Below are 21,459 nucleotides of genomic sequence, written 5' to 3'. Positions count from 1 at the left end.
TGCTCACCATTTCCTCGCAAGCATTATGCACCCGTTCATGCGCGAGTTTTCATATTATTATTAACTTATTTAAAAAATACTAATAAACAAATTAATAATGTACTGTAATTAAAAATAATACTATAGAAAGATGCGCCTGACCGCGCTATAGTGAGGAGACTTACGATTTTGTGGGATTCTGCGCGTTGTCTACCGATATTGAGAGTGTTGTATTTCCAGCAGTTACCGTGGTGTTAACTTCATGCAATCGCTTTGACTTGCTTGAAAGGACACTTGCGTCTTTTTCAAAACACAATAGCTACCCTATACACCGATTTATACTGATAGAAGATTCCGGTAATGATGCCGTAAGAGACGTTACAACTAAATTCCCCGAACTTAATATTGAAGTTGTTATCAACTCGCCGAGTTTGGGCCAATTTTGCTCTATTGATAAAGCTTACTCAATGGTGGATACCGAATTTATTTTTCATTGCGAGGACGATTGGTTGTTTACACGTCCGAATGTCGTTGGCGACTCGGTTCTGTTGATGGAAGCTGATTCTTCTGTCACTTTGGTATGGCCACGAAATGATCTCGGTGCGCCGAGGTGGATGAAAAAGGAAAAACAGCAAGTAGTACGGGGCGTGTCCATGCGACCGATCGATCCGAAAGCGCACCACGTATGGGGTAACTTTACTTTCAACCCCGGCCTCAGGAGGCTTTCCCATTACAAGAAGATGCCTGGTGGATACACCGTAATGGGAGAGGCTCGAACGAGCATCTACCTGAAGAGACAAGGGTACCGTGCTCTTATCTTGGCCGATGGTGGTGTTCATCATATTGGTGGCGACGGCAGGTCCACTAGTTTTGAGGGTGCGACCAATATGCTCGCTAAGCTATCGAGATTTTCTACTAGGCTTAAGAGGGTGCCCATCTCACTCACACGTCGCTTGTCGCATTTGAAGTGGAAATTTTCTCTGCTCTTCCCTGGTGTGGCCTGACCATACGGCCATTCAGTCTAAACGTCGTTACTATCAGAAATGGCAGCCGAGGCCGGTATTTGTCGCTGTTAGTACGATTGCGAATAGCTCAGCGCTTCGATGATGGTGCTTCCGGGTCGGTCGCTTTCAGGTGTGCTTTGAGCCCATCCACCAAAGCAGTGAAGACCGCACGGCAGCGTGGCGAGGTTCGAAGATTCTCGTGCATGGCAACCCAAGTGTGAAGTGCCACTTCGAATTCCAGCAGGATGTGTTCTAGCGTCTCATCGCGTTTTGCCAGTCCGATCTGGCACATGCCGATCCCTGTACCGGCGCGTACCAGCGCAAGTTGCGCCAGATTGCTATCGGCGCGCGTGGCGAAAGGAATTTGATCGGCGTCGGGAATTGCCGGATTTTCTTTCTTCATATTCTGGAGGATTGCTCTGATAAAGGGCGTCTTGCGATCGAAGCCGATGAGGCGATGCCCCTCCAGATCTTCTTTCTTCATTGGCGTTCCCATTTTCTGCAGGTAACCGCTCGTCGCGTGAAAGCCGATGCGAAAATTGCCCACATAGCGCATGACGATCGCATCCTGCACAGGCTCGGTCATGCGAATGGCGATATCCGCTTCCCGCCGCAGCAGATCCTCGATGGTATCGGAGAGCGAAAGCTCGATTTCGAGCTTGGGATAGGTATCCTGTAGCGCCGCGATGATGGGTGGTAGGACCTCCACACCGATGACATCCGAGGCGCTGATCCTGACTGCGCCTTCAATCTTGCCGACTTCACCGGAGGCGGCACGTACGAGCGCCGCTGCGGTGGCGGACAGATTTTCCGCATAGGGCTTAAGGGCAATCGCTGCATCGGTTGGAACAAGGCCGTGAGGCGAGCGGATGAAGAGCTGGTAGCCGATTGCTTCTTCGAGGGCTCCAATATGGCGGCCGACGGTTGGCTGCGTGATGCCAAGCTCTCTTGCCGCGGCAGACAGCGAACCGTCGCGCAGCACGCTGAGGAAGGTGCGGTAGTAATCCCAACTGATTTCGCGATCAATGATCATAATTTTTGTATGGCCGGTAAACGTGTTTAGCTAATTCTGTATAGCAATCTTTTCGTCCATGCTCCAGTCCAGATAAAAATTGCTCAAAAGGATTGGAGTTGATCATGGCCGAGGTAAAACAGCGCGAGCAGCAAACAGCATTGGTTCTTGGCGCCCGCGGTGGCATTGGCGGGCACATTACCGAAGCTCTGCTTGGACGAGGCTGGAAGGTGCGGGCGCTTGTCAGGGATAAGGCGCCAACCTCTCACCACCCGATGATTGGATGGTGCGTCGGTGACGTGATGATAGCGGAAGATGTAGTGCGGGCCGCGCAAGGCGTCTCGCTCATCGTTCATGCGGTCAACCCACCCGGTTATCGAAACTGGGAGACGCTTGTTCTGCCCATGCTCGATAGTGCCATCAATGCGGCGGAGACAGTTGGTGCGCGCATTTTGCTGCCCGGCACCGTTTATAATTTCGGCCCCGATGCGTTTCCCTTGTTGAGGGAGGACAGCCCGCAGAGGCCGACGACGCGCAAGGGAAAGATCCGTGTGGAGATGGAAGAGCGGCTGTGCGCGGCATCAAGGCGAGGCGTGCCGGTGCTGATTGTTCGCGCCGGAGATTTCTTTGGACCGAAGGCGCGCAACAACTGGTTTAGCCAGGGTCTCATTCAGCCCGGAAAGCCTGTGCGCGCCATCTCCAATCCGGGAAGACCCGGGATCGGCCACCAATGGGCCTATCTTCCGGATGTGGCGGAGACGATGATGCGTCTGCTCGCGCGTGCCGATGAGCTACCACCCTTCGCTGTCTTTCACATGGAAGGCTTCTGGGATGCGAATGGGCGCCACTTGCCTGCCGCTATCGAGCGCATCGTCGGGCACCACGTTAAGATGAAGCGCGTTCCATGGTGGTTGTTTCGCCTCTGCGCACCCCTCGTACCGCTGTTCAAGTAAATCCTGGAGATGCGCTATCTCTGGCAAAAGGAAGTGCGGATGAGCAACGAGAAGCTTGTGACGTTTCTCGGCGACGAGCCGCGCACGCCGGTCGATGCGGCCGTCTTTGCCACGCTCAAGGATTTGAATTGCCTTGGGCCGCACCCTTGATTTCCTTCGGCTTCCGACATATCTCGGCGAAGGTCGCAGCACGTCCGTAAAGTTCACTGAGATAGCTTTCCTTCACGCCTTCGCCTAGGGGGATTCCACACATTCTGCTCTCTCCTAATTGCTTAAAATAAAATCTACGCCAACGAATTTCGAAAATAACTCGGACATAGTCGGCGGCGAACCAGCCATCAACTCAAAATCAACAGCTTCAATGTGAAGAAAATTATGAGAATTAATATTACAGTTGTATGATTTTACTTTTTTATCGTGTCGCATTATTCGCGTTTTTTCTTCAAAAATTACGCCTTCTTGAAGATTCAGATATTTATTTGGTATCGTAGAATTGAACTCGAAGCTAACGACACCAAAAAAGACGACGAAAACTGATTCGACCTTATCATCAGCTTCATATTTACACTCCAGACATGCGTTTGTGCCGTCGAATACGGAGTGAAATCTAAGTATTTCAGCATGTGATTCTAGAATTTCGTGCCGCTGCATACGCGTCCCCATGTTTGATGTTGAAGCTAGCCGATTATATAGGCTCTGCCGACTGAAACAGCGCCAGCGCATTTCAGGAGTCAGTCGGTACATCTTAGATTAAAACCTGTGGTCACATGAATGAAACTGTGGCTCGGATTAGAGGCTGCTTCAGAAAGAAGTGGGTGATTTCAACAGGTTATGCTTCCTTCGGATTTGCGAGATTCGATGGAGTTCATAATGGCCTGGACCAAAATCACCCGTCGGCAATATGCCCGGCGAACGGCACGCTACGCAAGCGATATGACGGATCGGGAATGGGAGTTGGTTCAACCGTTCCTACCAATGCCGCGCCGCTTGGGGCGTCCTCGTACGACCGACTTGCGAGAGGTGGTGAATGCGCCGCTTTACATCGCCAAGACCGGTTGCCAATGGCGAATGCTGCCGAAGGATTTTCCGCCGTGCTCGACTGTCCAGCGCAATTTCTAAGAGTGGCGGGCATTGGGGCTGTGGTCCCGCATCAACCATCATCTGGTGATGGAAGCCCGCGAACTGGAGGGTAGAGAGGCTTCTCCGACAGTTGGCGTCATCGACAGCCAGAGCGTCAAAACCACGGAAAGCGGCGGTATCCGGGGCTATGACGCGGGCAAGAGAATCAAAGGCCGCAAGCGTCCTATCATCGTCGATACGCTTGGTCTGATGGTTGGCCTCATGGTGCACAGCGCTGATGTCCAGGATCGCGATGGTGCTCCCGATCTCCTGAAATAAATTCGCTACAGGTGGCCATGGTTGCTGCGCATCTTCGGCGATGGTGGTTACGCGGGCGACAGGTTGAAGCGGCGGCCGACAAGGCGAAAGGCTTCGAAGTCCTGCCGCGCCGCTGGGTCGTCGAACGAACCTTCGCCTGGCTCGGCAGATGCCGCAGACTGGCAAAGGACGTCGAAAAGTCCATCGCCTCATCAGAGGCCTGGATCATGATCGCCAACATGCGCCTCATCACAAGGCGGCTTGCAAGGTATCGATATCGTTGAACGCTTTTCGAGTCCGACTCTTAGGGATGGACCTAGCCCAGGGCGAGCGCCGCGCACCTATCTGATGTGCGCTGCGTCCAATTCCCAATTAAGCTAGTGCCGGATAGTCGGTATAGCCTTCAGCCCCGCCGCCGTAGAAGGTCTGCTGGTTCGGTTCGTTCAGCGGCGCGTTGTCCTGCAGGCGCTGGACGAGATCCGGATTTGCGATGAAGGCCTTGCCGAAGGCGATGGCGTCGGCCTTGCCGCTCTCTACCGCTTCGATGGCGGATGCACGGTCATAGCCATTATTGGCAATCCAGAGTCCCTTGCCGCCGGCTTGCGTGTAGGCAGCTTTCAGGGTGGCGTAGTCGAAAGGCTTGTCGCCCTGCTTGAAATCACGCGGGCCGCCCGTTGCGCCTTCGATGACGTGGATGAAGGCAAGGCCACGGCTCCCAAGCTCTTTCACCACGTAGTTGAAAAGCGGCTGGGGGTCGGTCTCGACAATGTCATTGGCCGGTGTGACGGGAGACAGGCGGATACCGGTACGACCGGCACCGATTTCTCTCGCAACGATGTCCACCACTTCCAGCAGGAAGCGTGCGCGGTTCTCGATCGAGCCACCATAATTATCGGTGCGGTGATTGGTACCGGATTTCAGGAACTGGTCGATCAGATAACCATTGGCGGCGTGGATTTCGACGCCATCGAAGCCTGCCTCGATGGCGGCACGTGCGCCCTTGCGGAAGTCTTCCAGAATGACGGGAATTTCAGCGGTGCCAAGTTCACGGGGTTCGGACGTTTCGGCAAATGCACCGGTGCCGTCATCATTGATGATATAGGTCTTCGACTTCGCCTTAATGGCAGACGGCGCAACGGGCTGGCCGCCATGCGGCTGCAGCGATGTATGCGAGATGCGTCCGACATGCCAGATCTGCGCGACGATCTTGCCACCGGCCTTGTGAACGCCATCGGTGACCTTCTGCCACCCTTCAATGGCTTCCTGCTTGTAAAGACCGGGCACATCCGCATAGCCCTGACCTTGCTGCGAGACAGGCGTGCCTTCGGTTACGATCAGGCCCGCGGTTGCGCGCTGCTCGTAATAGGTGGCGTTGAGATTGTTCGGGATCGCACCCGGAGACCGATTGCGGGTAAGCGGCGCCATAACGATGCGGTTTGCGAGGGCTATATCGCCAGCCTGTGCGGGTTCGAACAGTTTGGTCATGGTGCTTTCTCTTCCTGTTGATAGGGAGCGCAGCGTTTGCGCCAATGCGTCAAAGGGTTTCGTTCAGATAGGCTAGAAATTTGGCGATGTTTTCTTCGTCGCGTTCATAGAAATTCCACTGGCCGACCTTGCGCGAGCGCACGAGACCGGCGGCTTGCAGGGCTGCAAGATGCGAAGAGACGGTGGACTGCGAGAGACCGCTGATCTCGAATTGATGTGCGCATACGCCCATGCTGAAAGGGTGCGCCTGGTTGAAGTGGTTCTCCGGCGCTTTTAGCCAGTTGAGAAACTTCAACCGCACCGGATGGGCGATCGCTTTCAATGCGTCTTCGGGGTTCATCTCGTTCCTGCATATCTAAACATCATGATATTTATATCGAGAATTTTCGATATCAAGAAAGCGAGGAAAATTTATCTCAAAAAAAAGGCCGCTGGATTTCTCCGCGGCCGACAGTTTTGAAGGTAAAAACCTCCAGAGGGGAACAGCACCAAACAACTGGAAAGCGTCGGGTGCTGAATATGATATGGGGCTGAAAGACGCCGGAAACAAGGGCAATTTCCCTCAATAACGCATCCAGTTCAGAAAATTATTGCGGGTAAAAAAAGAGGGCCGCCGGATTGCTCCAGGGCCCTTGTAATTGTGAAGGTCAAAAAACCTCCAGAGGGGAACAGCTGATGCGGCGGAACTGGGAGGAAAAGCCGCCGTGTGCATCAGCTGTGTGCGATATGATGTTTTTATGGGCAGGCTTCAACTCTTTTTTGTGCAGGACAGGCATGCGCCCTGTGCATCACTCGCGCGCGCTGTCACATTTCCTTCGCAAGGCTGGCATTGAATTCAAGTGATGTTCGGCACGGCGATGCCGCCTATCTCTTTGTATTGGTTCGTTTTTGAGCGTTTATCGAAGTATCAGAAATTCCAGTTTCGAGCCTTGGCCACGATGAAATCGCGGAAGGCTTTCAGCTTGGCGGCGTTCTTCATCTCATCCGGATAGCAAAAATAGGTATCGAATGATGGGATGTCGGCCGGAAGCGACAGCTGGATAAGGCCTGGATCTCGTCCCACGATATAGTCGGGAAGGCAGGCAATGCCGATTCCGAGAAGGCAGGCGCGTTTGATCGAAGTCTGGCTGTTGATCTGCAGGTGGGCAAGCCGCGTGTTGTCAGATGAGCGCCCTGCATTTTCCAGCCAGTTGACGTCCAGCAGATAATTAGGCGCGGGCTCGCCAAAGGAGATGATCTTGTGGTTGTCGAGATCCTCGATCGACTGCGGCTCTCCATACCGGTTGATATAGGAGGGGGCGGCATAGACGTGCATATGCACGGTGAAGAGCTTGCGCTGAATGAGGTCGGACTGCTGCGGCTGGCGCAGGCGAATGGCGCAATCCGCGTGGCGCATGTTCACGTCGAGCTCCTCATTGTCGAGGATGAGCTGGATCGACATTTCCGGATAGAGCTGGAGAAACTCCTGCACCTTATCCGTCAGCCAGCCCTGGCCAAGGCCGACCGTGGTGGTGACGCGCAGTTTGCCGCTTGGCTTTTCGGTCGTCTCCGTCAGCTGCATCTTGACGGTTTCGAGCTTCAGCAGCACGTCATGCGCGGTTCTATAGAGCAACTCGCCCTGTTCGGTGAGGATCAGGCCGCGCGCGTGGCGGTGGAACAGCTTGACCCCGACATCCTGCTCCAGCGCGCTGACCTGGCGGCTGATGGCGGACTGGGACAGATGCAGCTTATCCGCCGCATGGGTGAAGGATCCAGCTTCGGCAGCCGCATGAAATATGCGCAGTTTGTCCCAGTCCAATGGCATAGGCATGCGGTTTGGTGCCCTTCTTTATTCGGCTGCAACAGCCAGCGGCGCTTGTGCCGCGAGATAACGTTCGGCTTCAAGAGCCGCCATGCAGCCCATTCCGGCCGCGGTGATAGCCTGACGATAGGTATCGTCGGTGACGTCGCCAGCGGCGAAAATGCCTTCGACATCCGTTGCCGTCGAATCCGGTGCGGTCCACATGTAGCCGTTCGGCTTTAGCTTCAGCTTGTCCTTGAAGAGTTCGACCGCTGGCGCGTGGCCAATCGCCACGAAGACGCCGTGGATCGGCATTTCGGTGATCTCACCGCTTTTGGTGTTGCGCAGGCGTGCGCCCGTGACCGATGGCGGCATGGGTGGCTTGGCGGGCGTGCCGATGATTTCGGCAACTTCCGTGTTCCAAAGGATATTCACATTCTCCTTGGCGAAGAGACGCTCCTGCAAAATCTTCTCCGAGCGGAAGCTGTCACGCCGATGCACGACGGTGACCGACTTGGCGATGTTGGCAAGGTAGAGCGCTTCTTCCACGGCGGAATTACCTCCGCCAACCACGATCACGTCTCTGTTGCGATAGAAGAAACCATCGCAGGTGGCGCAGGCGGAAACGCCAAAGCCCTGGAAATGCTGTTCGCTTTCGATGCCAAGCCACTTCGCCTTGGCGCCGGTGGCAATGATCAGCGTGTCGGCCGTCCAGACAGCGCCGGAATCGGTCTTCACCGTGAAGGGGCGGACAGTCGTCTCGACCTCGGTCACCAGATCGTTGACGATTTCCGCACCGACGTGCTGCGCCTGCTTCAGCATCTGATCCATCAGGAACGGGCCCTGGATCGGGTCGGCATAGCCCGGATAGTTTTCCACATCCGTGGTGATCATCAACTGGCCGCCCTGTTCCATGCCCGCGATCAACACCGGCTCCAGCATGGCGCGAGCAGCATAAATGGCGGCCGTGTAACCGGCTGGGCCGGAGCCGATGATCAAAACCTTTGCGTGACGGGCGGACATGGGACGTTCCTTTCAACAGGGTGCAGGCAGCCAGACTCAGTGTGGCGCGCGGATGGATACCCTTCTTGCGCAGCATTTAAGGGTGTCCAGTGCCGATATTCAAGGGCAGCCGTGCATTACCAACAGGGCAGTTGCAAGCGAACACGTAATTTTGTGTCGCGAGCACGACGGATTATTGCGAATCCCGCCGCGTGGAGTAGAAGGAAGCACCTAACCGCTGACGAAGGAATGCATGCGTGGCCAGCGTCGAACTCGATGCCATCGATCTCAAAATCTTGCGTGAACTGCAGCGCGACGGCCGTATGACCAATGTCGAGCTCGCCGACCGCGTCGGCATTTCCGCCCCGCCCTGCCTGCGCCGCGTGCGCAAGCTGGAAGAGGCCGGCATCATCGAAGGCTACCACGCCATGCTGAACGCCCCCAAGCTCGGCTTCGATCTCGTGGCCTTCTGCATGGTGGGCCTGAAGCGCCAATCCGAAGCCAACCTCAAAGCCTTCGCCGCCGCCACCGACCGCTGGCCGCTGGTGCGCCAGGCTTGGATGGTTTCCGGCGACAGTGATTTCCTGCTTCACTGCGTGGCCGCAAACCTCACCCAATTTCAGGATTTCGTCATCGAAGTGCTGACGGCGGACGAGCATGTGGAGACTGTGCGCACGATGTTGACCATCCGGCAGGTCAAGAGGTTGGGACTGGTTGAGGTTTGAGAGGGCAAATCCCTTAAGGTCAGCTCTCGGTTGTTTCCCAGACCGATGTGCTGTTGAGGAGCGTCTTCTTTATCTTGCGTTCGTCACGCCAGTCGCGTCCGGTATCGGTAATGACATAGGGCTTACCCTCGCCATAAATGAAGTTCTTATACGGTCTAACGAACTTCACAAGTGGACGATTAACGAGGCTATGAAACTGCTTTTCGGGATCATAGCGGTCATCCATCAGCGCCGCAGCCTTCCGTGCAAAATCTCCTTTTAAAAAAGAGGGTGATGTGGTGAAGCACGGAAACGGAAAACCCAACTTGAACTTAATCCCAAACACTTTCCAGCGCGGCCACTGACGATGATAATGGCCATGCTTATAATTCCAGTTTTTATAGAAGTGGTTTAGCGAAACTTGTCCGACATTCTTATCGCTAAAGATTTCAAGTATCTCCGCTGAGGAAATTTCCTGGTTTACGACCCAATCGTCCTCAAAATGAAACACAAACGGAGATCGTGTTGAAAGCCAGTTCTGCTTTACCGCAGTACAGAAGTTAGGGCTCTCGGGTGCTCTGATATGAGCGTCAGGAAAAAATGAGCGGATCACGTCCTGAGTTCGCTTCTCGTCGTCGGTGTCGCCGAAGATCGGGTCGATATTTGCGTAGAAGTTCGCGACCTCAAAATTTTGGAACACGGACGCGTTGAAGCTTTGTAGCGTGGTTTTAAGTAGGTCAGGTCGGCGGCCGGCAACGAGGCAAATATCTATTGTTGACATAGCGAAATGTGTTCCTCAATTGGAGCTGCTGGCTTTGATACCGTTTTAAGTCGACTTTTGCTGTCCACGCAACCCAATAGTCGGCCTCGTGGATAGGCTTTGTCGGCGTTGGTACAGGCAAGGGGATTAATTCACGGGTTCTAGGAATATCAATTTTGTTGCTGCGGTCTTTATGGTAGTGGGCGGAATCTTCGTTTCGGATCCCCGCATGGAAAAGCTTGATATTGTCGTTGTGAATTTGGCTCGTTCCTACCAGCGTCGTGCCGCGATGAGGGCACTGCTGGATCCATTGGGATTGCCCTACCGTTTTTTCGACGCTGTCGATGGACGGGCTGAGCCCCACCCGCTCTTCAGCCGTTTTGACCCCGTCGAGTCTGAAATGCGTCATGGACATATTCTCACACCTGGCGAGTTGGGATGTTACGCAAGTCATTACCTGCTTTGGGAGCAATGCGTTTCTGAAGATAAATCACTCCTCATTTTCGAAGATGACGTGACTTTGAATGAAAACTTCCTGAGAGCCTATGATGCCGCATCCGACAGGATCGGCAAGTACGGCGTCATTCGCTTTTCTCGTCATAAAAGACGCCGCTGGGTCAAAGTAGAAAACCTGTCATCAGGGCTGGATATTATAAGACTCAAGATTGGCCCTCATGGGACATCGTGCTACGCGATAGCTCCAATCGCTGCAAAAAAACTGATTGAAACAGCCAAGGTCTGGTTCGAACCAGTTGACTGTCATCTCGATCGGTTTTGGCGTCATGGAGTATATTGCTACACAATCGCGCCACCTCCCGTGATACATGCCGCTGAAACAGTGGAACAGTCCGAGATCTGGGCTGGAACTGCCCGAGACGCGCCGTCGAAAAGATTTCGATACCGTCGCGAGATTTATCGAGTTTACGACAAGATACTCCGCTTCATGTGCAATATTCGCTACTTTGGCCGCTGGCGAAGAATGCCGAAATAGTTCTTCACCAAAGCTTGGTTATGTCATCAGAAAGATTGAGAAAAGCGTGATCATTACCCGTATCGTTGGCGGTCTTGGCAACCAGATGTTTCAATATGCTGTTGGGCGAGCACTTTCTATCGAATCTCGTCAGCCCCTTAAGCTGGATTTGACCGAAATGGAGCGGTACAAGGTACACGCTTGTCAGCTAGATCAACTCAACATCATCTACGATGTCGCGGATCGCAGAGAGATTCCTCATTCGCCGCGAAAGAGTGTGTTCGGAAAATTGGTCAACTCACTAAAAAACAAAGGCCGAATTCCCCAATTGTTTGAAAAAACGCAGTCGTTTGATCCAAACATTATGAATTGGCGGAGACCCGCTCACCTTTCCGGTTACTGGCAGAGTGAAAAGTATTTTGCGCGGCATGGGGATATCATTCGCCAAGATTTTTCCTTGAAGCAACCCTGTAGTCACCTAAGGCAGGGCTTTCTTTCTAAGATCCGCAGTGTTGAAACGCCGATATCTGTTCATGTTAGGAGAGGGGATTATGTCACCAACCATAGGGCGAACACCATCCACGGCACTTGTGAGCCGAGTTGGTATCAGAAAGCCATGGCGATGATGGCTACCAAGGCTGCTAGTCCAACATTTTTCATTTTTTCTGACGACCCAAAATGGGCCAAAGCGAACCTTCCGCAATATGAGGGAGCTGTCTTTGTGGAGCCTCAGGCAGACGGCAAGGACGCAGAAGACATGCATCTTATGGCTGCGTGCCATTCCCATATTATCGCCAACAGCACCTTCAGTTGGTGGGGTGCATGGCTAAATCCGCGTGATGATAAACGTGTAATTGCGCCAGCACAATGGTTTCGTTCAGCGGAGCAGGATAGCACTGACATTGTACCGTCAACGTGGGAAAGATTATAAACAAATTTCTCGCGCTCGACAAACCTACTCAACATTCCATATGCGCGCGTATCACGGTATTTTCAGTCCAGTCTTCAGTAGCGAAAACATCCCATTTGCCGTGTATTTTTGGTATTCATCGCTTATTAGAAATTGCCTCGCAGCCTCTATGAGTGTTTTCCACTGCGTTTCATCGACGCTTCTCAAAAATTCCAACAGCTCTACGTCCGAAGAGAATTTTCGGCGATCAATGAACGTATTAAGTGGAATCATGTCCTCTATGTCTGGGGCGCCGAGATAGATCGGCATGCAGCCAGCGTGGAAGGCATCAAATATTTTCTCCGTCAGATAGCCGCGGAGATTTTTTGCATTCTCGTAGCAAAGATTGAAACGGTAGTTCGACATCGTCGCGAGCTTGTTATCCACTTTGCCGCGCCAAGATTTATACTCGTTGGTCCATCTCGCGCCGTAGTGATCAAAATCCTCTGGGCAATGCTGCTCTAATAACTTGATGGTCTTGATTCTGGCGGTATATAGCTCGTCGGGATGGCTAGATGTTTTATTGGCGGAGAAATTACAAATGAGCTTTCTATCATGAAACTGAAGACTTGGCTGCACCGGCAAAGTGTCGGATTGAGGAAAAATAAGCTCCTTATATCGGCCACTTAACTCTAAGAGATCCTTGCTCCATGTGAATATAACTTTGAATGTGCTATGATTTTTTTTTGTCGTATGCAAATTCTTCTACGATCGGCGGCTCATAAAGAGCAACCGCAATCCTATCTGCCATGCCCGCTTTTACGCAGCGTTGATAGAACGTTCCTTTGCCAAGAGCTTGCTGAACAACTTGTTTTATCCGCTTGATAAGGCTCATGGGTTTGAAGTCTCTGGGCATGTTTTGAAAGATAACCCACGCAGCATCCTTCAATGCGCCGTCATAATTCTCAGGGGTATATAGCTCGTAGCCGTGTTCTCTGAACCGTGCTTGAACTACGTGCCATACATCTTGCTCATCGCCTTCAGTGCCAGGCTGACAAAATATATTCGCCATGTTTTCCTGTTGTGGAGCATAAATAATTGGCCGCAACGTCGTGTCCTTGCTTTTATGCCACGGCAAGCAGACGAGGTCGTCTCGCTTAGTCATGGCACCATTCTTGAAAAACTAACGTCTCACGGCACCATGCCAGTTGAGTGGCGAGCAGGCAGCTCGGTAGATCTTATCCGCTGTCGATGTGAACACTGCTCGGGCATATAACTTTATCCTAGAATTCCGAGATTTTGCTCTCGTGAGGCGAGCAGCATAAAATTTCAGTTCCGCCAGCTCGTTTCGACTGAAGAGGCCATGCGTCCGACTTTGCCACAGGGTCTCAATGTCACTCGGCGTCGCGTTCCACTTAAACTGATCGAAACGATAGAATTTGTATCGTGGATCGTCCAGCGGCAGCAAATCGATGTCCGGACGTTGGGCAGGATTAAGCATGCCTGCTACCGGCAGATGGATGGTGGTTGCGTGAGATAGCCACGCGGCCAGCCATGCAAATGAACTGATGGATACGGCAATTTCGCTTGACCGTCTCAAGGTCTCGAAGTCCTCAACCGCTGTCTGAGGTTTAGAGTAGATGGCGTTTGGGTAGCGCTCGCGGAGTTTCTCTGCATAGTAGCTGTCCCCCAACTGCCCAACGAAAACGGGCGATGCGTCGGTGTTTTTCAAAACAGCGTCGATGTAGGAGAACGGAATAGGATAGTAATCTTGGTGCGCCGGCGTGAGAATGTCTCCACCACGAATGTGGAATACGACGTGTTCGGAACCATATCCTGTAACGCTTTCGCAACTCGAACCGATGATAGGTCGATAAAACTCTGGCGGGGCATAGTTTGAAATTCTGAAGGAGTGCCCCTTTAGAACTACATTAGAGGCGAGCCCTTTGCGAATGATATCGACGACGTCGTCGTGATAGATGTAGTTGCCGGTTAGGCTAAGCTCGATTGCCTTGTCAAGGTCGTTATCGGGCGGTGCAATCACTCCCCACTCAGGGATGTGACAGCCGGTGACCCGTACGTCACCGGCGACACGCTCGATGTTTTTAGCGAGCATGAACTGCAACAATTGATTCGCAGTCCCACCTCTTGGCTGGATTCTCAGGCGACACGCCATATCGTTGGTCCAATCGTCGAAGACAGTGTAAGAACTTAGTTTTCTTGCAGTGAAGACCCAAGCGCGTGTTCCAGCGTTGCGAATTCACTATTCAGTGGATAATGGTGGTTGCCAATGAAGAAGCCTGCGTCGTCGATGCGCTCGGCATTCGTGAGGTCGCCCGCGATCGAATAGTCGAACCATTTCAGCACTTCGTTTTTGGCGAAGTTGCCGGCGACGATGGGTCGGGTGTCAACGTTTGCTGCCGTCAGAGCCGAGATCAGGTGCTCTCGGCTGATATTGGCTTCTGGTTCTACAACCATGCTGAAGCCGAACCAGCTGCTTTCGCCGATTTCCTTCTGGGTTCTGAGATAAGGAAACTGCTTAATGATATCGAGGAAACGTTCGGCGTTATTTCGTCTTTCGCGAACGATCATCGGTAGCTTGCGCAGTTGGGCAAGGCCAAGTGCGCCGCTCATCTCAAGAGGGCGCAGATTGTAGCCAGGAAGAACGAAGCGGAAGGCTTCGGTGAACGGATCGTCACTCCTATCGGTAGTAATCCGATTCCGCTTCGGCAGGTTGCGTGTCCAGCCATGGGCGCGAAGCGCCAGCAGAATATGATAGATTTCCTCATCGTCGGTAACAACCATTCCGCCTTCCATAGTGGAAATATGGTGGCTGAAGAAGGAGCTGTAGGTTCCCATGAGGCCGAAGGTGCCCGTCTGCTTTCCTTCGAATGTTGCGCCCATGGACTCGCAGTTGTCTTCCAATAGAACGATGTCGCGATCACCGATTATGGTCTTGAGCTTATTGAAGTCGTTGGGATTGCCGAGAAGGTTGACGGCCAAGATCGCCCGCGTGTTCGGCGTGATCGCCTGTTCGAGCTTTTCCAGGTCGAAGTTCAAGGTGTCCTTGTCGATATCAACAAAGCGCAACTTCAGCCCATATTGATAGAGCGGATAGTAGGTCGTGCTCCACGATACGGCCGGAACGATCACCTCGGCTCCCGGCAAAAGCGGCGATTCCGATTTGTATCGTAGCGCGCCGATCATCACGAGATTTGCGGAGGACCCGGAATTGACCATGACGCAGTACCGGCTGCCGACATAGTCCGCAAAGGCCTTTTCAAATTCGGCAACCTTCTGTCCCATCGTGAACATCCCGGACTGGATGACCGATTGGATTGCCTCATATTCCTCATGGTCCCAGGCAGAATTAGCGAGCGGATAGGACATTCTGTACTTCCTTGGAAAGATAATAGTCGTAAGTCTTGCGAATGCCGTCATGCAACTTGGTGCGAGGCACCCATCCGAGCTCTGTCTGGCGGGTCACGTCCAGAAGCTTTCTCGCCATGCCGACGGGCTTGGAAAGATCATGGACGAAGCTGCCCTTGAAGCCGATGACCTCTGCGGCTGCGGCGTAGTATTCATTGATCGTATAATCGTATCCAAGGCCAATATTGGTCAGCGCGGGCAGCGCCTCGAAATGGTCGAGGGCGAAGAAGATCGCCTCTGCCAAGTCCTCGGCAAACATGAACTCTCGTCGCGCGTTACCATCTCCCCAGATATCGACTGCTTCTGCACCGCATTCTTTGGCTGAGTGAAGCTTGTGAATAACGGCGGGGATCATATGTGAGACGGCTGGGTCGAACTTGTCGAACCGACCGTAAAGGTTGCAGGGTATGACCGTTTTATACTGATACTCGCCGTCCTCACGCGTGACATATTCACAAAGTCGAGCGATAGCGCATTTGGCTATGGCGTAACCCTCGTTTGTGGGCTCCAGGGGGCCGGCCAGTACCATATCTTCTTTCAGCGGGTCCATGTGGCCACGCGGATACATGCATGAGCTACCGAGATTGATCAATCGCTTCACGCCAGCGGCCCTCGCAGCACGGACGATGTTCTCGCCCATGCTCCAGTTTTCGGTCAGAAAACGAACGGGCTCACGAATATTGGCCTGGATTCCGCCCACACGGCCAGCCGCATGGATGACAATGTTTGGCTTGAGAGCGTCTATGAACTCGATAGTCTTGGTTGCGTTTGTGAGATCAAGTTCATCGCTCGTTGGCGCGTGGATTACTGCGCCTCTTTTTTCCGCTTGCTCCAGAATGTTGCGGCCAACCATCCCACGTCCGCCGCTCAGCAAGATCTTCATGTGCCTTCCTTAACAGCCCGGAGTTCTTGCTTCACGGTGCGGCCTCCATTACCACAAGGTCGCTCTCGACCATTTCACGCACAAGCTCCCGCACGCTCGTCTTGTGCTTCCAACCTAGCTTCTCGTGCGCCTTTGTCGGGTCGCCGATTAGGAGATCGACTTCCGTTGGTCGGAAGTAGCGGGGGTCTACTTCCACCAGCACCTTGCCGGTCGCCGTGTCGATGCCCTTTTCGTTGACGCCTTCACCTTCCCACCTTAGGGTGAAGCCGGCGTCTGCGAAGGCCCATTCGACGAAGGCGCGGACAGGGGTGGTCTCGCCGGTGGCGAGAACGTAGTCGTCCGGCTCCTCCTGCTGCATCATCAGCCACATGCCGCGCACATATTCCTTCGCATGACCCCAGTCGCGCTTGGCGTCGAGGTTGCCCAGGTAGAGCTTGTCCTGACGGCCGAGCTTGATGGCGGCGGCGGCGCGGGTGATTTTACGGGTGACGAAGGTTTCACCGCGCAGCGGGCTTTCATGGTTGAACAGGATGCCGTTTGAGGCATGCAGGCCATAGGCCTCGCGATAGTTCACCACAATCCAGTAGGCGTAGAGCTTGGCTGCAGCATAGGGGCTACGTGGATAGAAGGGCGTGGTTTCTCTTTGTGGTACTTCCTGCACCAGTCCGTAGAGTTCTGAGGTGGAGGCCTGGTAGAAACGGGTCTTCTTTTCGAGACCGAGAATTCGGATCGCCTCCAGCAGGCGAAGCGTGCCGATGCCGTCTGCATTGGCTGTGTATTCCGGTGTCTCGAAGGAAACCTGCACGTGGCTTTGGGCGGCGAGGTTGTAGATCTCGTCCGGCTGGGTTTCCTGCACGATGCGAATGAGGTTGGTCGCGTCCGTCATGTCGCCATAATGCAGGATGAAGCGCGGGTTTTCATCGTGCGGGTCCTGATAGATGTCTTCAATGCGGCCAGTGTTGAAGGACGAGGAGCGGCGCTTGATGCCATGGACGATGTAGCCCTTGTCGAGCAGCAGTTGAGCCAGATAGGCGCCATCCTGGCCCGTGACGCCGGTGATGAGGGCTACTTTTGCTTTTTCGGACATGGGCTTTGCTTTCATCTCTGCTTGGCGCAGACGTCTCGAGTTGAAGGAGGCGCGCGTTCACGCTGCGATACCGCAAGTCGTCGGCAAAATAAACCGGGAAGTTGATGCCGATGTCGGTGCGAGTATTGCTGGTCCGGGCTCGCCAGCGATGCACCTTGTGCTGTGATTGTCGAAAAGCCTATAGAGTCGCCGAGCTACGAAGGCGTTGTTGGGCCTTGAGAGTTGGAAGAGTGCGACATGAACCAGGCCATTCCCGTTTTCGTTATCAACCTTGCACGTCGCGAGGACAGGCTGGAGCGCGTGTCGCATCATCTGGAAGAGCGTGGAGTGGCGTTTACCCGCGTCGATGCGTGCGATGCGACCAAGGTGGATGAGGCTGTGCTGGATGGCGTCATCACGCCTGCGGGCCCGCTCGGCGCGCTGGGCTTGGGCGATCGTTCTTGCACGGTCAGCCATACCTATGCCTGGGAAGTTTTTTTGCAGACCGGCGCGCGGTTCGGCTTGATTCTTGAAGACGATGTGTTTCTCTCAGGCGATGTGGAGAATGCCTTGAGGTCGGATGACTGGATTCCTCCCCATGTGGACGTGATCAAGCTGGAGAAGTTCGGCTCGGGTATCTCCAAGGTTCTTTTGGGAGATGCGGAGATCAAGGTTCCGGGCACGGAGCGCGCTCTGCACCGCATGTACTCGCGGCATGTCGGGGGCGGGGCGTATATTCTGTCGCGCCGGGCCGCGCAGATAGCACTCTCTTATCGCGGACGGATGAGGGTGCCGGTCGATCACTTTCTCTTCAACGATACGGTGTCGCCCGTCTTCCGACAGTTTAAGCCTTTCATCGTTCAGCCAGCAATGGCGACGCAGCGGCAGTATGAGTATAATTCCGATATCGCCAAGTTCGGCAAGGCCGCTCGTCCCACAGGCTGGCGGCTGAAACTGAGGAAGCTCCGTCGAGGATGGAATGAGATCAGCCAGATCCACCGGCAACTTGTGGTATTTCTCAGCAGGCGCGGTGCTATCAGAGAGATTTTCTGGAAAGATTCAGCACCGTAAGTATCACTCGATCTGCTCAAGCCGTACTGCGTGATTACCTTTATTGTGCGCAAGGTACCCAAGCATGCTTTTGAGCTTTAAGTCGCGTGGACTATTATTGCATGCGTCTATATAGCGCTTCAGCATTGACTGGGCGCGGAGCGATAGTGGATGAGTGCCGAAAGAGTTCTTCATATGCATTTCGGCAAAGAGGGCGGTGCCGAGCGCTTCTTCGTCAATCTGGCGGCGGCTTTCGGCGATCATGGCATCGAGCAGCGCTTTATCATTCGTCCGGGCCGCATTTGGCGTGACGAGATTGCAGCCCTTGGCCCCACCATCGAAAGCGAATATCGGCGCATCTCGCCGAAGGCGTTGTGGCTTCGCTGGCAGGTGAACAAAATCGTGCGCGAATGGAAGCCGAATGTGGTGATGGCGTGGATGTCGCGCTCCTCACGCCTTGTCCCGGCGCATGGCAACAGCGTGCGGCTGACGCGGCTTGGCGATTATCCCCGTCACCTGAAGAACTTCCGCAATAACGATCTTATCGTTGCCAATGCGCCCGGCATTGCGGAAGCTTGTGTACAACTGGGCTGGACGAAGCCCGTCAAGGTGATCTCCAATTTCGTTCGCGAAACGACGATCAAACCGGTATCCCGTGCCAGCCTCGGCACACCTGAGGGTGCCTTCCTGGTCGTGGGTACAGGCCGGTTCATCCGGCGCAAAGGGTTCGATGTTCTGATCAAGGCGGTGGCGCAGATCCCCGATGCGTGGTTGTGGCTTGTCGGCGAGGGCGATAAGCGCGCCGAGATGGAGCAGATGGTTCAGGAACTTGGCATGGCAGACCGCACCCGCTTCACCGGCTGGGTCGAGGAGCCGATGGATTATGTCGCGGCGGGCTCGATCTTCGTCATGCCGTCGCGCCATGAGCCGCTCGGCAATGTGATACTGGAAGCCTGGCAGGCGGATGTGCCTGTGGTTTCCACCCGCTCCGAAGGGCCATCCTGGTTTATCCGCGATGGCGAAGATGCGCTGATGTGTGATATCGACGATGTGGATGGCACACTTGCGGCGATCAATCGTATCCGGACGGATGAGAAGCTCGCCGCAAAGCTGCGCCAGCAGGGCAGGGCGAGGCTGGACGCCGATTTCCGCAAGGACGCGGTGGTGGATGCCTATCTCGATCTGTTCAAGCAGATGAAACGGTAAGTCATTCTTGATGGTCTCTAATTTGAATAACATCTCTCCGAACGCTGATTTCTGCTGCTACGTCATCAATCTGGATGGCAGCACGCAGCGCTTCTCCCAGGTGTCGGCCTCCCTTGAGAAGGCGGGTGTCACATTCGAGCGGCTATCCGCCTTTGACGGGCGCAAGCTCGCCCTCGATACGGTTGCGGATTACGATGCCGCCGCTGCCAGACGCTATATGGGGCGTGAGCTTGTCGGTGGAGAAATCGGTTGCTATTACAGCCACTTGAATGCGGCGAAGGCATTTCTTCAAACGGATAAACGTTTTTGTCTGGTCATCGAAGATGACGCCGCACCGCATGAAGCCCTGCAGGCGATCGTTACGGAAACGATCGCTTGTCTTAATGCGCATGATCCCGATTGGCGGATCGTGAATATGGGTAATGAAAAGCTGAAAATCTTCCGTCCACTGAAGACGATGCGCTTCGGAAAAAATATATTTACTCTTTGCACCGCTCACTATTTTCCGATGACGACAGGCGCCATTCTCTGGTCGAGAAAAGGCGCACAGGAGTTCGTCGATGGACACCGCGTGATCTTCGCGCCGGTCGATAACTTCTTTCGTTACTGGATCACCCGCGTTGGTGGCGGCTATTCCTTCTTTCCAAGGCCGGTCTCCACCACGGATGCGGTCAGCGATATTGCCCATCCTGGAAACCTATCGAGAAGCCGTAATGCACGCAGCTTCCTCTATGGCCTGCGCAAACAGCGGCGGCTTATGGTGGATAAGCTGATTGCAACCAAGCGAAAGTATTTTTCGTGATCTCGCGCCATTACATCGACTTTGAGGTCCAAGCTAAGGAACATATGCCCCGATGAGTGTGAGGCGGATCTTTCACCTGCAATTCGGCACGGATGGCGGCACTGAGCAGTTCTTCCTGCGTCTTACGCGCGCTTTTCATGAGCGTGGCATTGAGCAGCAGTTCGCGATCCGGCCGGGCGTGACATGGCGTTATGAACTTGAGGGCCGGGGGCAAGTGCATGAAGGCTATTATCTTCGCCGCTGGCCCAACTGGTGGCTGCGCACCCAATTGCTGAAACGCTCCATGAAGCAATGGCCCGCCGATGTGGTGATGGGGTGGCGCGCGCCGACGTCGCGGCTGATGCCGGACACAGGCAATGCGGTGCGCGTGGTACGTCTGGGTGACTATCCGCACCACGTCCGCTATTTCGGCAATACCGACGCCATTGTCGGCAATGCGCCGAATGTCATCGAACACTGCCGCACACTTGGCTGGCAGGGCAAGACGACCATCATCTCCAACTTTCCGGGCGAGGTCGGCACCTCCATCGTCAAGCGGTCTGATTTCTCGACACCGGACGATGTTCCTCTGGTCTGCGGGCTTGGCCGCTTCGTGCCAACCAAGGGGTTCGATACCTTGCTGCGCGCGATTGCGACGACGCCTCACCTGTGGCTGTGGCTGGTGGGGGATGGTCCCGACAGAGCCGATCTGGAGCGTCTGGCACAGGAACTTGGGATAACCGATCGTGTCCGCTTCACCGGCTGGGTTTCCGATCCGGCGGCCTACATCAAGGCGGCGGATATGTTTTGCGTGCCAAGCCGGCAGGAGCCGCTTGGCAACGTGCTGCTTGAAGGCTGGAAGGCCGAAGTTGCGGTGGTCTCTACCAAGACAGAGGGACCGTCCTGGGCGGCGGCGCATAATGAAAGCGCTCTCTTCACCGAGATCGACGATGTTGAGGGTATGGCGCAGGCGCTCTTGCGTCTGCAAGAGTTGCCTGAGCTTCGGGCGAAGCTGGTTCAGGGTGGGCGAGAACAGTTGGCGGCGCGCTTTTCCGCGGAGCGGATTGTCGATCAGTATCTGGAATTTTTCGAGGAATTGCGCAACAGCCGACGGTGAACGCCTTCGTGG

At 54.3% G+C, this 21,459-nt stretch carries 20 protein-coding genes and 2 pseudogenes; 10 read left to right on the top strand and 12 right to left on the bottom strand.

The window, feature by feature from the left end:
* Window positions 1-185 precede the first annotated feature (185 nt).
* Window positions 186-983: a glycosyltransferase gene (locus QE435_RS23410; RefSeq protein WP_349042821.1), complete on the top strand. Its 798-nt coding sequence runs from the start codon at window positions 186-188 to the stop codon at window positions 981-983.
* A gap of 88 nt (window positions 984-1,071) precedes the next feature.
* Here the strand turns inward: QE435_RS23410 and QE435_RS23405 are convergent, their stop codons facing one another.
* Window positions 1,072-2,016 carry a LysR family transcriptional regulator gene (locus tag QE435_RS23405; protein WP_349042820.1) on the bottom strand — a complete coding sequence of 315 codons (945 nt, stop codon included), beginning with the start codon at window positions 2,014-2,016 and terminating at the stop codon, window positions 1,072-1,074.
* Between the two features lie 104 nt (window positions 2,017-2,120).
* Between QE435_RS23405 and QE435_RS23400 the strand changes: the two are divergent.
* Window positions 2,121-3,098, top strand: a pseudogene (locus tag QE435_RS23400) (NAD(P)H-binding protein).
* Between the two features lie 720 nt (window positions 3,099-3,818).
* Window positions 3,819-4,609, top strand: a pseudogene (locus tag QE435_RS23395) (IS5 family transposase).
* Window positions 4,610-4,697: 88 nt separating this feature from the next.
* Here the strand turns inward: QE435_RS23395 and QE435_RS23390 are convergent.
* The 4 genes from QE435_RS23390 to trxB form a co-directional block, all read right to left on the bottom strand.
* Window positions 4,698-5,810: an alkene reductase gene (locus QE435_RS23390; protein WP_349042819.1), complete on the bottom strand. Its 1,113-nt coding sequence runs from the start codon at window positions 5,808-5,810 to the stop codon at window positions 4,698-4,700.
* Window positions 5,811-5,859: 49 nt separating this feature from the next.
* A complete protein-coding gene (locus QE435_RS23385) occupies window positions 5,860-6,150 on the bottom strand; it encodes a metalloregulator ArsR/SmtB family transcription factor (protein ID WP_309771426.1) in 291 nt (96 codons plus the stop codon).
* 567 nt (window positions 6,151-6,717) lie between these two features.
* Window positions 6,718-7,614 carry a LysR family transcriptional regulator VtlR gene (locus QE435_RS23380; protein ID WP_296014747.1) on the bottom strand — a complete coding sequence of 299 codons (897 nt, stop codon included), beginning with the start codon at window positions 7,612-7,614 and terminating at the stop codon, window positions 6,718-6,720.
* 24 nt (window positions 7,615-7,638) lie between these two features.
* A complete protein-coding gene (gene trxB / locus QE435_RS23375; RefSeq protein WP_349042818.1) occupies window positions 7,639-8,613 on the bottom strand; it encodes a thioredoxin-disulfide reductase in 975 nt (324 codons plus the stop codon).
* A gap of 236 nt (window positions 8,614-8,849) precedes the next feature.
* On the opposite strand from trxB, the gene QE435_RS23370 reads away from it, so the two are divergent.
* Window positions 8,850-9,317, top strand: a complete 468-nt coding sequence (locus tag QE435_RS23370) for an Lrp/AsnC family transcriptional regulator (RefSeq protein ID WP_309771424.1) — start codon at window positions 8,850-8,852, stop codon at window positions 9,315-9,317.
* Window positions 9,318-9,336: 19 nt separating this feature from the next.
* Here the strand turns inward: QE435_RS23370 and QE435_RS23365 are convergent, their stop codons facing one another.
* Complete coding sequence (locus tag QE435_RS23365; protein ID WP_349042817.1) at window positions 9,337-10,077, bottom strand: hypothetical protein; 741 nt, start codon at window positions 10,075-10,077, stop codon at window positions 9,337-9,339.
* Between the two features lie 208 nt (window positions 10,078-10,285).
* Here QE435_RS23365 and QE435_RS23360 point away from each other — a divergent pair, with 208 nt between their 5' ends.
* Window positions 10,286-11,047 (top strand): glycosyltransferase family 25 protein, encoded by a 762-nt coding sequence (locus QE435_RS23360; protein ID WP_349042816.1) that lies wholly within the window; start codon window positions 10,286-10,288, stop codon window positions 11,045-11,047.
* Window positions 11,048-11,093: 46 nt separating this feature from the next.
* Complete coding sequence (locus tag QE435_RS23355; protein WP_349042815.1) at window positions 11,094-11,957, top strand: alpha-1,2-fucosyltransferase; 864 nt, start codon at window positions 11,094-11,096, stop codon at window positions 11,955-11,957.
* Window positions 11,958-12,008: 51 nt separating this feature from the next.
* On the opposite strand, the gene QE435_RS23350 is transcribed toward QE435_RS23355, so the two are convergent.
* The 6 genes from QE435_RS23350 to gmd form a co-directional block, all read right to left on the bottom strand.
* A complete protein-coding gene (locus QE435_RS23350) occupies window positions 12,009-12,674 on the bottom strand; it encodes a glycosyltransferase family 10 (RefSeq protein WP_349042814.1) in 666 nt (221 codons plus the stop codon).
* Entirely contained in the window at window positions 12,649-13,080 is a 432-nt protein-coding gene (locus QE435_RS23345; protein WP_349042813.1) for a hypothetical protein, read from the bottom strand. The genes QE435_RS23350 and QE435_RS23345 overlap by 26 nt, the downstream gene beginning before the upstream one ends.
* 18 nt (window positions 13,081-13,098) lie before the next feature.
* Window positions 13,099-14,040: a hypothetical protein gene (locus QE435_RS23340; RefSeq protein ID WP_349042812.1), complete on the bottom strand. Its 942-nt coding sequence runs from the start codon at window positions 14,038-14,040 to the stop codon at window positions 13,099-13,101.
* An 86-nt stretch (window positions 14,041-14,126) separates the two neighbouring features.
* Complete coding sequence (locus QE435_RS23335) at window positions 14,127-15,305, bottom strand: DegT/DnrJ/EryC1/StrS family aminotransferase (RefSeq protein ID WP_349042811.1); 1,179 nt, start codon at window positions 15,303-15,305, stop codon at window positions 14,127-14,129.
* Window positions 15,286-16,227 (bottom strand): GDP-L-fucose synthase, encoded by a 942-nt coding sequence (locus QE435_RS23330; RefSeq protein ID WP_349042810.1) that lies wholly within the window; start codon window positions 16,225-16,227, stop codon window positions 15,286-15,288. The genes QE435_RS23335 and QE435_RS23330 overlap by 20 nt, the downstream gene beginning before the upstream one ends.
* A gap of 31 nt (window positions 16,228-16,258) precedes the next feature.
* On the bottom strand, window positions 16,259-17,314 hold the full coding sequence (gene gmd / locus QE435_RS23325) for a GDP-mannose 4,6-dehydratase (RefSeq protein WP_349042809.1): 1,056 nt from the start codon (window positions 17,312-17,314) through the stop codon (window positions 16,259-16,261).
* A 237-nt stretch (window positions 17,315-17,551) separates the two neighbouring features.
* Between gmd and QE435_RS23320 the strand changes: the two genes are divergently transcribed.
* The 4 genes from QE435_RS23320 (at window position 17,552) to QE435_RS23305 (ending at window position 21,447) form a co-directional block, all read left to right on the top strand.
* Entirely contained in the window at window positions 17,552-18,364 is an 813-nt protein-coding gene (locus tag QE435_RS23320; RefSeq protein ID WP_349042808.1) for a glycosyltransferase family 25 protein, read from the top strand.
* Window positions 18,365-18,514: 150 nt separating this feature from the next.
* The gene (locus QE435_RS23315; RefSeq protein ID WP_349042807.1) at window positions 18,515-19,549 is read left to right on the top strand and encodes a glycosyltransferase; all 1,035 of its coding nucleotides are present in this window, start codon (window positions 18,515-18,517) and stop codon (window positions 19,547-19,549) included.
* Window positions 19,550-19,571: 22 nt separating this feature from the next.
* Complete coding sequence (locus QE435_RS23310; RefSeq protein ID WP_349042806.1) at window positions 19,572-20,351, top strand: glycosyltransferase family 25 protein; 780 nt, start codon at window positions 19,572-19,574, stop codon at window positions 20,349-20,351.
* A 52-nt stretch (window positions 20,352-20,403) separates the two neighbouring features.
* Window positions 20,404-21,447: a glycosyltransferase gene (locus tag QE435_RS23305; RefSeq protein ID WP_349042805.1), complete on the top strand. Its 1,044-nt coding sequence runs from the start codon at window positions 20,404-20,406 to the stop codon at window positions 21,445-21,447.
* The last annotated feature ends 12 nt before the right edge of the window (window positions 21,448-21,459 follow it).

It is taken from the genome of Agrobacterium sp. SORGH_AS 787 (genome assembly GCF_030819035.1).
Classification (GTDB): Bacteria; Pseudomonadota; Alphaproteobacteria; order Rhizobiales; family Rhizobiaceae; genus Agrobacterium; species Agrobacterium larrymoorei_B.
This window is presented reverse-complemented; position numbering and strand designations above follow the sequence as displayed.